13 protein-coding genes are annotated in these 10,879 nt (G+C 71.9%); 7 read left to right on the forward strand and 6 right to left on the reverse strand.

Annotated elements, in window-relative coordinates; translation table 11 throughout:
* Positions 1 to 206: 206 nt before the first annotated feature.
* Positions 207 to 818 (reverse strand): TetR/AcrR family transcriptional regulator, encoded by a 612-nt coding sequence (locus ACFPZN_RS54880; protein ID WP_378293169.1) that lies wholly within the window; start codon positions 816 to 818, stop codon positions 207 to 209.
* An 85-nt stretch (positions 819 to 903) separates the two neighbouring features.
* Between ACFPZN_RS54880 and ACFPZN_RS54885 the strand changes: the two genes are divergently transcribed.
* Together ACFPZN_RS54885 and tatA are read left to right on the forward strand one after the other, a co-directional pair.
* Positions 904 to 2,385: a flavin-containing monooxygenase gene (locus ACFPZN_RS54885; RefSeq protein ID WP_378293171.1), complete on the forward strand. Its 1,482-nt coding sequence runs from the start codon at positions 904 to 906 to the stop codon at positions 2,383 to 2,385.
* A gap of 17 nt (positions 2,386 to 2,402) precedes the next feature.
* Positions 2,403 to 2,678: a twin-arginine translocase TatA/TatE family subunit gene (gene tatA, locus ACFPZN_RS54890; protein ID WP_378293173.1), complete on the forward strand. Its 276-nt coding sequence runs from the start codon at positions 2,403 to 2,405 to the stop codon at positions 2,676 to 2,678.
* Between the two features lie 21 nt (positions 2,679 to 2,699).
* Here tatA and ACFPZN_RS54895 read toward each other — a convergent pair whose 3' ends face one another.
* On the reverse strand, positions 2,700 to 3,314 hold the full coding sequence (locus ACFPZN_RS54895; RefSeq protein ID WP_378293175.1) for a glyoxalase: 615 nt from the start codon (positions 3,312 to 3,314) through the stop codon (positions 2,700 to 2,702).
* An 85-nt stretch (positions 3,315 to 3,399) separates the two neighbouring features.
* The gene (locus ACFPZN_RS54900) at positions 3,400 to 4,035 is read right to left on the reverse strand and encodes a TetR/AcrR family transcriptional regulator (RefSeq protein ID WP_378293177.1); all 636 of its coding nucleotides are present in this window, start codon (positions 4,033 to 4,035) and stop codon (positions 3,400 to 3,402) included.
* Positions 4,036 to 4,159: 124 nt separating this feature from the next.
* Here ACFPZN_RS54900 and ACFPZN_RS54905 point away from each other — a divergent pair, with 124 nt between their 5' ends.
* Genes ACFPZN_RS54905 through ACFPZN_RS54925 form a run of 5 tightly spaced genes read left to right on the forward strand, consistent with a single transcriptional unit; the run spans position 4,160 to position 7,549 of the window.
* Positions 4,160 to 4,450, forward strand: coding sequence for a hypothetical protein (locus ACFPZN_RS54905; RefSeq protein ID WP_378293179.1), 291 nt, complete (start codon positions 4,160 to 4,162; stop codon positions 4,448 to 4,450).
* On the forward strand, positions 4,447 to 5,382 hold the full coding sequence (locus ACFPZN_RS54910) for an ABC transporter ATP-binding protein (protein ID WP_378293181.1): 936 nt from the start codon (positions 4,447 to 4,449) through the stop codon (positions 5,380 to 5,382). The genes ACFPZN_RS54905 and ACFPZN_RS54910 overlap by 4 nt, the downstream gene beginning before the upstream one ends.
* Positions 5,375 to 6,187 (forward strand): ABC transporter permease, encoded by an 813-nt coding sequence (locus ACFPZN_RS54915; RefSeq protein ID WP_378293183.1) that lies wholly within the window; start codon positions 5,375 to 5,377, stop codon positions 6,185 to 6,187. Before ACFPZN_RS54910 ends, ACFPZN_RS54915 begins: the two co-directional genes overlap by 8 nt.
* An 11-nt stretch (positions 6,188 to 6,198) precedes the next feature.
* Entirely contained in the window at positions 6,199 to 7,008 is an 810-nt protein-coding gene (locus ACFPZN_RS54920) for an ABC transporter permease (protein ID WP_378293185.1), read from the forward strand.
* 49 nt (positions 7,009 to 7,057) lie between these two features.
* The gene (locus tag ACFPZN_RS54925; RefSeq protein ID WP_378293187.1) at positions 7,058 to 7,549 is read left to right on the forward strand and encodes an SAM-dependent methyltransferase; all 492 of its coding nucleotides are present in this window, start codon (positions 7,058 to 7,060) and stop codon (positions 7,547 to 7,549) included.
* Positions 7,550 to 7,573: 24 nt separating this feature from the next.
* Here the strand turns inward: ACFPZN_RS54925 and ACFPZN_RS54930 are convergent, their stop codons facing one another.
* The 3 genes from ACFPZN_RS54930 to ACFPZN_RS54940 all read right to left on the reverse strand — a co-directional run.
* The gene (locus ACFPZN_RS54930) at positions 7,574 to 8,770 is read right to left on the reverse strand and encodes an amidohydrolase family protein (protein ID WP_378293191.1); all 1,197 of its coding nucleotides are present in this window, start codon (positions 8,768 to 8,770) and stop codon (positions 7,574 to 7,576) included.
* A gap of 29 nt (positions 8,771 to 8,799) precedes the next feature.
* Positions 8,800 to 9,933 (reverse strand): substrate-binding domain-containing protein, encoded by a 1,134-nt coding sequence (locus ACFPZN_RS54935; RefSeq protein ID WP_378293193.1) that lies wholly within the window; start codon positions 9,931 to 9,933, stop codon positions 8,800 to 8,802.
* 58 nt (positions 9,934 to 9,991) lie between these two features.
* A partial coding sequence (locus ACFPZN_RS54940; protein WP_378293195.1) for an ABC transporter permease occupies positions 9,992 to 10,879 on the reverse strand: 888 nt, incomplete at its 5' end.

Below are 10,879 nucleotides of genomic sequence, written 5' to 3' on the forward strand. Positions count from 1 at the left end.
GCGGGGCCGCGCCGTCGGGGGTTTTCTCGTCCACACTGCACTCCTCAGCGAGGGGGGTGGGGCTAACCGACGTTGGTGTCGGTTAAGTGGTCCCCAACTATGAGGAGGCCGCCGCCGGGCGTCAACCCCCGGCGGCGGCTCGTTCCGCGCAATTCCGCGCGACCGCTGATCAGCGGCAGTGCGGGCCCGTGGTGGGCCCTATCGCGTTATTCGGTATGTCCCAATCCCGACCACAGGAGTCGCATGGCGCCCTCGACGAGCATCGGCCTGGGCATTTCGGGATGGCGCTCCCACCATTGCGCGACGCCGTCCAGACCATTGATGATCAGCTCGACCATGGCCTCGGCGATGGGCTCGTGCGGCTCCACGCCGACCGACCTGATGTCGCCGGCCAGGAGCGCCATGGCCGCCTGCGTGCGCGACTCGCGGATGCCCCTGCGGACGGTGCCGATCTCCGGATCGTCCTCGCCGAAGTGGTCGAACAGCAGCTTGCGCGCGTCGGGGCGGCTCTGCGCGAAGCCGATGTAGGCGTCGATCGTCGACCGCATCCGCTCCTCCGGCGTTCCCGTGCCGGCGATGCGCGCGCCTACGTACTCCACCAGCCGCGCGTTCTGCTCCTGCATGACGGCCAGCAGCAGCACCCTCTTGGAAGGAAAGTGGTCGTACAGCACGGTGCGCGCCACACCGGCCGCCGCCGCGATGTCCCCCAGGGAGGCCCCGTGGTAGCCCTTCTCGGCGAAGACCTTGAGCGCGGTCTCGGTGATCACGGCTTTGCGGGCCGGACCCCGCATCCGCGATTTCGGCGGATCTGCCCCCACTGACTTGACTCCCTTCCTCGGTTGCCCTCACCCTAGCCGACATGCATGTCGGTAATCCGTCCGCGACCTCACCCCAGGAGCGCGCATGCCGCACCGCAAGGCGCCAAGGAAGCTCTCGATCGCCATCGTCGGAAGCGGGTTCAGCGGTCTCGGCCTGGCCATCGGGCTCAAGAGGGCCGGCTTCACCGACCTGACGATCTACGAGAAGGCCGACGACCTCGGCGGCGTCTGGCGCGACAACACCTACCCCGGCGCCGCCTGCGACGCCCCCTCCCACCTGTACTCCTACTCCTTCGAGCCCAAGCCCGACTGGACGCGCAGGTTCGCCGAGCAGCCCGAGATCCTCGGCTACCTGCGGCACTGCGCCGGCAAGTACGGGCTGGAACGGCACATCAGGCTCGGCACCGAGGTCACCGACGCGGCCTTCGACGCCGCGACCGGCACCTGGCAGGTCCACACCGGCAGCGGCGGCGTCCACGAACACGACCTGCTCGTGACCGCCTGCGGCCAGCTCAGCAATCCGGCCGTCCCCGTACTGCCCGGCCTGGACGCCTTCTCCGGCGCCGTCTTCCACTCCGCCCGCTGGGACCACGGGCACGACCTGGCAGGCGCCCGCGTCGCCGTCGTCGGCAACGGCGCCAGCGCGATCCAGTTCGTCCCGCTCATCGCCCCCGACGCCGAGGCCCTCACCATCTTCCAGTTGGAGTCCCACTGGATCAGCCGCAAGCCCGACCGCGTCTACCCGCGCTGGCGGCACGCCCTCAACCGGCGCGTGCCCGCCGTGCAGCGGCTCTCCCGCCTCGGGATCTTCCTGTGGTTCGAACTGATGCTGAACCCGAGCCTGATCTCTCCGCGCGGGCGGCGGGTCCTGTCGGCGCCCGTCCGCGCTCTGTGCCGGTTCGCCCTGCGCTCGGTGGGCGACCGGCGGCTGCGCGAACGCCTCACGCCGGGCTACGAGCCCGGCTGCAAACGCATCCTGACCTCGAGCGACTACTATCCCGCCCTCAACCGGCCCAACGTGCGCGTCGTCGACCGCCCCATCGCCGAGGTCACCCGGCACGGCGTCCGCACCGCGGACGGCGACCACCACACCGTCGACACCATCATCTGGGCCACCGGCTTCCGCTCCCAGGACTTCGTCGCCCCCATGCGCGTCACCGGCTCCCACGGCACCGAGCTCAACGCCGCGTGGAAGGACGGCGCCCGCGCCCATCTCGGTCTCGCCGTTCCCGGCTTCCCCAACTTCTTCCTGATGTACGGGCCCAACACCAACGTGGGATCGGGCTCGATCGTGCACATGCTCGAGAGCCAGATCGCCTACATCGTCCAGGCCGCCCGCCTTCTCGCCTCGGGGGTCGCGCACATGGACGTGCGCCAGGACGCCCTCGAACGCTTCGACGCCACCGCGCAGCGGCGCCTCTCCACCTCGGTCTGGAACCAGGGCGGCTGCGACAGCTGGTACCTCGACGCCGACCGCCGCAACACCAACAACTGGCCCGGCTCCATGACCGGGTACCGCCGCCGCACGCGGCGCCTCGACCCGTCCGACTACCACCTCGAGCACTGAAACGGAGCCCGCCGGCCATGCCCAACTTCGGAGCCACCGAGATCCTCATCATCCTGTTCGTCGTCCTGCTGCTGTTCGGCTCGGCCAAGCTTCCGCAGCTGGCCCGTTCGCTCGGCAGGTCGGCGCGCATCCTCAAGACCGAGACGCGGGGCCTGCACGACGACACCGAGCCCGAGCAAGGGACCGGCACCGGAGAGCAGGCCACCCCCGTCGCACGTCCCCCGGCCCTGCCCCAGGGTGAACCGCTCCCGGGCCTTCCGGTGCCCCGGCACGAGCGGTCGCGCCTGCACTGACAGACTCCGGGGGCGCCTGCTCTAGGACGTGGAAGCCTCCCACACGAATCCGTCCGGGTCGGTGAAGGGCCCGGCGTCGCCGCCGATGGCGATCCGGTGCGATCCGGTGCCTTCGGGAGCGACGCCGGCGACCTTCGCGAGGGCGCGGCGATTGTAGAGCGACAGCTTGATGGGACTCGACGGAGCGCCGAACTCGACGTACTTGCGGCCGTAGCTCTTCGTCACGGCAAGGCCCCGCTCGACGTAGAACCGCTTGCTCTCGGCCACGTCCGCGACTCCCAGCTGGAGCACGATCTGGTCGATCTGCCTGGTGGCCGGGCCGGTGTCCTTCTTCGACGAGGACGCAACGGTCCAGATGGTCCCGTCCGGGGCCTGGACGACACCGCCGTAGCCCCACAGTGACTTCTTGGCCGGCTTCAGCGGTGTGGCGCCGGCGTCGATGGCGGCGTCGACGAGGGCGTTGACCGTGGCCGGCCGGGACGCGATGAGCGACATGGTGAAGCCGCGGAAGCCGGTCGTCGGAGCGTCCGAAGCCCGCAGGCGCACCTGCGCGTCCAAGCCGAAGGCATCGGTGCGGAAGCGGCCGGCGGCCGCGGGGTCGGCCACCTCCAGGGTGACGAAATCGACGGAAGCCATGGCGGCCACGTTAGGGCCGGGCCGGCGGCCCGCGCTTCTTCATTCCTGATCGGTCAGGTCATGTTCTCCCCACGCGTGGGCGGTGTCAGGTGCCGGTGGTGAGCTGGTGGCGCAGGGTGTCGTGGGCCCATCGCTCCCAGGCGTCGGGCGACCAGTTCCGCCGCTCGACGAACAGCGTGAAGACTTCGGGGCTGAGCAGCCCGTACAGCAGATCCGCGGCGTGCTCGGGGGAGACGTCCGGACGCGCGCCGGGCTTGGCCATGAGCGCGCGGGCCGCCGCCGACTGGACGGTGTGGCGCGGATCGGTGTCCTGGGGCCAGAGCACGGAGATCTCGGGATCGGCCGCGACGGCGCCGTCGAGCACCCTGGCGATCGGGGCGACGCGTTCCAGGATCGGCCGGGTGCCGGAGACGTGGGCGCGCAGATGCTCCCCCGCGGTCGCGGTGGCCATGGCGGCCGTGAACCAGGGGCGCTCCATGGTGGCCAGGGGCTGGTCGTCCCCGGCGATCGTGACGTCGACCAGGACCTTCAGCAGGTTCCGCTTCGTGCCGAAGACGTAGTAGATCGTCTGTATCGCGACCCCGGCGCGCGCCGCGACGTCCTGCAGGTTCGTCGCTCCGTAGCCGTCGGCCACGAACATGTCGCGGGCCGCCTCCAGGATGCGCCGCCGCGTCTCCTGGGCCTGGGCCGCCCTCTTCCCCGGTCTTCTGGTCTCCGGCATGTCTAGAGGTTATCCCTAGTCGCCTTCACTAGTGAAGCACTCCAGTGCCTCCTTGACATTTCTTTCGTTAGAAGTTACTTCTAGTTGCTGTCACTAGAAGTCACCTCTAACGAATGGATCCCGCATGTCGGTGCTCCGCATCACCCGCTTCCAGGTCGACGCCGCGGACGTCGAGGAGATGGTCGTCCGCCGCACGGCACTGATCTCCGCCCTCCAGCGCACGTTCCCCGGACTGGCCGAGTCGAGGCTGGCCCGCGTCGACGAGGAGTCGTGGATCGAGGTCTCGCGCTGGGAATCGGCCGCGCAGCTGCAGGCCGCGCTGGAGCGCGGGCCGGCGCTGCCCGAGGCCGCGGCGGCCTTCTCCCTCGTCAAGGACGCCACCGCCGAGAGCGCCGAGGTCGTCGACGTCCGATGACCGTTCCCGCGATAGAGATCGACCGGCTGACCAAGGTCTACAGGCCGGGGAAGGCGCCGGCCGTCGAGGAGGTGTCGCTGCGCGTGCCCGCGGGCTCCGTCTTCGGCTTCCTGGGGCCGAACGGGGCAGGCAAGACCACCACCATCAAGATCCTCGCGGGGCTGCTGTCGCCCACCGGCGGCACCGTCCGGCTCAACGGGCACGACGTCGAGCGCGAGCGGTCCGCGGCGATGGCGCAGTTCGGCGCCGTGCTGGAGGGCTCCCGGAACGTTTACTGGACGCTGTCGGCCCGGCAGAACCTGGCGTACTTCGGACGCCTCAAGGGCCTGGGCAAGGCCGCGATCCGCGCGCGGGCCGACGAGCTCCTCGCCGACCTGGGCCTGTGGGAGCGCCGCGACGACAAGGTGGGCGCCTTCTCCCGCGGCATGCAGCAGAAGGTCGCGATCGCCGCGGCCCTCATCGGCGACCCGCCCATCGTCCTGCTGGACGAGCCCACGCTCGGCCTGGACGTCGAGGCCACCCGCGCGGTCAAGGACCGGATCGCCGGCCTCGCCCGGGAGCGCGGCACGACCGTCCTGCTGACGACCCACCAGCTGGACGTGGCCGAGGAGCTGTGCGGGCAGGTCGCCGTCCTGCGGCAGGGGAGGGTGGTGGCCGACCTGCCCACGCGCGACCTGCTGGCGGGGTTCCGCGAACGGGACAGGTACGAGATCCGGATCGAGGGCGCCGCGCCCGCCCTGCCGCCCGGCTTCGAGGCGGCCGAGCACGACGGGCTCACCGTGATCACCGGCCGCGTCGGCGCGGTGGCCGAGGTCTACGACCTGGTCGACCGGTTGCGCGAGGGCGGGGCGGTGCTCCAGTCGCTCGCCCAGGTGCAGCCCGACCTGGAGGACGTGTTCCTGGCACTGACGAGGGGGCCGGCGCATGTCTAGCCGCGCCGCCGTGCCCGCCGCGGGGGCGCTCGCCGTTGTCAGGGCGGAGGTGGGCAAGGGGCTGCGGGTGCAGCTGGCGCATCCGCTCGGGCACGTGATCACCCTGCTGATCAGCATGACGATGTACCTCGGGCTGCAGTTCGTGATGGGCCAGGGAGAGCTGCGCCGGGACCTGCTCCCGCAGACGCTCGTCGCCATCGGCGGCTACTGGTTCCTGCAGTACGCCGGTCTGGTGATGGTCGCCGACCTGATCGAGGAGAAGCGAACCGGGACCTTCGCCCAGTCGCAGATGTCGTCCGCGCCGCCCTGGGTTCCGATGCTGGGGCGGCTGATCACCGCGTCGCTGTTCGGGCTCGCGGTGGCCGCGGCGGCCTCCCTCGTCCCGGCGCTCGCGGCCGGGATCCCGGTGCCGCTGCGCTGGCCGGCCGCCGTGCCGTACGCGCTGCTGGTGCTCAACGTCCTGGCGTTCACCTTCCTGCTGGCCGCCCTCGCGCTGACCACGCCCATGATCGGCGTGCTGCAGTCGCTGGCCGCCTCCCTGGTGCTGCTGCTGAACGGGTCGTTCCTCCCGCTCGCGCTCTACCCGGACTGGCTGGCGCTGGTGGCCCGGTTCCTGCCCACCACGCTGGCGATCGAGGCCACCACCGGCGTCCTCTTCCAGGGGCGCTCCCTCGGCGACCTCTGGGGTGACGGGACGCTGCCCTGGTCGCTGGCGTACACCCTCGCCCTCGCCGTCCTGAGCGCGGCGCTGTTCGTCCGTAACCATCGCCGGGCCGTGCGCGAGGGCCGGCTCGGACAATACTGAGAGGCACCGCCATGCACGCACCGGCCGCCTTCGCGCGCGGCTTCGCCGGCGAGGTCCGCAAAGGGCTGATCGACCTGCGGGACGGGTGGCGCGAGCTGCTCGTCCAGATGATCACCTTTCCGCTGTTCTACCTGCTCATCGTGCTGTTCATGGGACGGGGCCAGCTGCGCGGGGACCTGCTCGTGCCGGTCCTGCTCGGCATGGTCGCGCTGACGTTCGTGCACGAGCAGATCAACCGGGTCTTCTGGAGCTATCTGGGCGACATCCAGTCCGGCGTGCTCGAGCAGACCTACCTGACGCCGCTGCCGTCGGCGGGCCTGGTCCTCGGCCGCCAGGTCGCCGCCGCGATCTCGGCGCTGCCCACCGCACTGGCCGTCCTCGGGACGGGGGTCGCCGCCGTCGCGCTGCGCGGCGGGCGGATACCGGTCGACGCCCGGGTCCTCCTGCCGCTGGCCGCCATCGTCCTGGGCACGTGCGGGCTGGCGCTGGTGCTGTGCGGACTGACGCTGGTGTTCAAGCGCATCGAGATCGTCACGCAGCTGTCGGTGGCCGTCTACGCGCTGACCGGCGGCACTCTGGTCCCCCTGGCGGCGATGCCCGGCGCCGCCGAGTTCCTCGGCAGGCTGCTGGTGCCGGTGGCGCCCGGCGTCGAGGCCATGCGCGACATCCTCCTGGGCGGGCACCCCCTCACCGACCTGCCCAGCGGCTGGGGCGTGGGATGGGTGATCGCGCAGCCGCTGCTCCTGGTCGCGGCCGGAGCCGTGGCCTTCGCCCGGCTGGAGGCCCTGGCCAGACGGCGCGGCACGCTCGGACGCTACTGAGAATCCCGGCCACGCCGGCCCCCGGCCACCGCGACGTGAAGGAGACGCGATGACGACCGACGCAACACCCCGCCCCGGGCGGGTCGTCCTGGAAGCGATCGGACGGGTCGTCGGCGGCAGGTCCGAGGCGTTCGAGGACCACTGGTCCGGCGTCCAGGCGGTCGTCCGCCTGGACGCCGGGCGCTTCACCCCTTCGGCCGTGGCGGGCCTGGAGGACTTCTCCCACCTGCAGGTCGTGTTCCACTTCGACCGGATCGACCCGGCCACCATCAGCACCGGGCCACGGCACCCGCGGGGCGATCCCGCCTGGCCGCCGGTCGGGGTCTTCGCCCATCGCGGACCCCGCCGCCCCAACCGGCTCGGCGTCTCCTGCTGCCGCCTGCTGGCGATCGAGGGCCTCGACCTGCACGTCGCCGGCCTGGACGCACTGTCGGGATCGCCCGTCCTGGACGTCAAGCCCTACCTGGCCGAGTTCGCTCCACGGCGGCCCACCGCCCAGCCGGCCTGGGCCACCGAACTGATGAGCGACTACTACGGCTGACCGGCCCGCCGCTCCCGGCGGCGGTCAGGTGGTGGTGATGGACGGGGTTTCGAGCCTCCCCACCAGGCGGCCGTCCCGGAGCGTCGCGAGGACGGGCGGGGCCTGGAGCACCACGTCCTCGACGGATCGCGCGTCCAGGACCGCCAGGTGCGCGTGCGCCCCCGGCGCCGGGCCGTGCGGTTCGAGGCCCAGGATCGCCGCGGGCGCCGTGGTGATCGCCTCCAGGAGGTCGCGGCGGTCGGCCTCGCCGGCGAGCCGGTGGGTGATCCCGGTGAGCCACGCGGCCTGGACGAGGTCGGCGTTCCCGAACGGCGCGAACGGGTTGCCGATGTTGTTGTTGGCGACGGCCACCCGCACGCCCGCCGCCCGCGCCCGGTCGACCGGGGCGACGCTGCGCGTGCCGGGCCGCCCGTGACCGGCGAGGTACAGGTCGGTGGCGGGCAGGGCGACGAGGGAGATCCCGGCCGAGGCGAGCCGCTCGAAGGCGCGGTCGGCGGCGTCGGGGGCCATGGCCGCGAGCGTCGTCACGTGGCCGATGGTCACGCGGCCCGCCATGCCGTGGGCGCGAGTGCGCTCGACGACGAGGTCGAGCAGCGAGCTTCCCGGGTCGTCGTGGAAGTCCAGGTGCAGGTCGACGGGCGCGCCGTGCCGTTCGGCCAGCGCGAAGACCAGGTCAAGATGGCGCCGCGGATCGGCGTCGACGTAGGGGCAGCCGCCGACGACGTCCAGGCCCTCGGCCATGGCGTCGGCCAGCAGGGCCGGCATGCCCGGTAGTTCGAGGCCGCGCTGCGGGAACGCGACCAGCTGCAGGTGCAGCAGATCGGAGGGCAGGGCGCGATGCAGCGCGATGAAGTCGAGCCCGACGGCGGGATCGATCTCGACCATCGCGCGGGCGGCGGTGACGCCGTTGCGCACGAGCGTCCGCACCGCCCGCTCGGCGCCCTCGGCCGGATCGACGACGCCGCGCACCCCCGCGACGGCGGCGATGGCCTTGTCCAGGTCGGGGGTGAGCGGTCCGGGCGTGTGGCCGAGCAGGTACGCCTTGTCCAGGTGCACGTGCGCGTCCACGAAGGCGGGCAGCACCACCCGCCCGTCCGCGGCGAGCTCGGTCCCGTGCGGCTCCCGCGGGCCCGCCGCCCGGCCCACCCGCCCGTCGCGGAGCTCCAGCGTGACGGGCTCGCCCGCGTCCACACGGGCCCCGGAGATGCGGTCGATCAGCATGTGCGTCCTTCCCGGGAAGGTGCGGCGGGTCAGCGGAGGCCGATCGACTTGTCGACGAACTCGTTGGTGACGATGTCCTCGGGCTTGAGGCCGTCCTTGAACGTGTCGCCCCGGGCCTTGAGGATCGGCGTGACGACGCCCATCACGCGCTCGACCCGCTTCAGGTCGAAGTCGCCGAGCGTCGCGTCCGCGCCGTTGCCGACGATGTTGTGCCGGCGCATCACGCCGACCGCGTCCTCGTTGCCCGCGAGGGTGATCGGCGGGCCGTCCGGGATCGTCTCGGCGATCCGCACCATCGCCTCGTTGACCGGCTTCGGGTCGGCCATGTAGTCGGCCTGGGCCTTCTGGAGCAGCGGGACGAGCTTGGCCAGGCACGCCCGGTTCTTCTCCAGCTCGCCCGCCCGCACCGACCAGCCGTGCTGGTAGATCTCGTAGCCCGCGTCGTGGATGAGCAGCGACTTCACGGGCTTCTTCCAGCCCTGGACGTCGTGCTCCCACCGGAAGGGCTCGTTGCTGACGTAGCCCTGCTGCATCGTCCGGCCCTTGTCGGCGACGAAGCGGCTGGGCGTGCCGTCGAAGGAGGAGTCGGCCTGGTCCTTGGTGACGTAGCCCTTGGACACCAGGTAGTCCATGTAGAGCTTGCCTTCGGTGTGGGTCACCTTGGCCCCGGTCGCGGCGACGTCCTTCCAGGTCCGGACGTTCGGGTACGTCGCGGGGTCCCACATGATGATCTGCGGGGTGATGTCCAGCGAGGAGAAGACCGCCTTCACGGGGAACTTCGCCGACGCCGCCACGGCGTCGTCGGTCGGGACGAACCCCAGCGTGATCGACTTGTCCTGGTACATCTGCGCCGGCACGGGCTGGCCGCCCAGGAACGGGCCGCCGAGGCGCACCTCGACGTTCACGCCGGTGTCGCCGAGCGGACCGGCGTAGGCGCCCTTCTTGACGTCCACCTTCCCGTCCGGGCCGACGAGCTGGTACGCCGCCGCGCGCTCGGGCGTGGCGTACCAGTCGGTCTGGATCACGACCGTGCCGGGGCACACGCCCGCCAGGGGTCCCTGCCCGGACGGCGCGGGCACGTCGGTGTCGGCTCCGCCGCAGGCGGTGAGCAGGGTTCCGGTGAGGGCGACGGTCAGGGCGGCGGGAAGCGTGTATCTGCGCATGGCGAACTCTCGGGGGTGCGGGGCCGGTGGGGGCGAGGGGCGGGGGGCGGGGACAGGCTCAGGACGGGCCGCGGGTACGGCCCGAACGCCGTCTGTCCACGTGGTCGCCGAGCAGGTCGAAGCACCAGAACAGCAGCAGGCCGACGAGCGAGGACCACATCAGCGCGGTGAGCAGCTCCTCGGTGGCGAGCCGCTGCCGGTAGACGTCGATCATGCGGCCGATGCCGGGCTCGCCCTGGCGGAAGAAGAAGTCGGCCACGATCGAGCCGATGATCGCCATTCCGGCGGAGATCTTGAAGCCGGTGATCATGGCGGGCAGCGCGGCGGGGAGCTGGAGCCGCAGCAGGCGCTGCCGGCGGGTGGCGCCGTGCAGGGTGAACAGGTCGTGCAGGCCGGGCTCGACCGACTTCAGGCCGAACAGCGTGTTGGTGATCGTGGGGAACAGCGCGACCATCACGCAGACGATCACCCGGCTCTCGAACTCGTACCCGAACCAGAAGCCGAACATCGGGACGACCGCCAGGATCGGGATGGTCTGCAGCACCACCGCCCACGGGTACAGCGCGTGCTCGACCCAGCGCGCCTGGCTCATCACGACCGCGAGCAGCACGCCGACGACGATCGCGAGGGCGAGGCCGGCCAGCGCGATCTGGGTGGTGGACCACAGCGCGGTGAGGATCTCCGCGCGGTTGGCGCCGTCGAGGACCCCCACCCTGATCACGTCGTACGGGGCCGGCAGCAGGAACCGCGAGTCGGCGGCGAGCACGAGCTCGCTGACGACCGTCCACACGCTCATGACCAGCAGGAACACCAGCACGGGCGCGATGATCCGCAGCCCCGGCCGGGGCCGCGGCCCCGCCTTGGCCCCAGCGCCCGCGGCCCGCCCGGCGGCTGGCCGCGCGGGCGCCCGCCCCGCCCCCGAGGCGCCCGTGGTGCCGGTCGTCAT

Source organism: Actinomadura rugatobispora, assembly GCF_042656285.1.
Classification (GTDB): Bacteria; Actinomycetota; Actinomycetes; order Streptosporangiales; family Streptosporangiaceae; genus Spirillospora; species Spirillospora rugatobispora.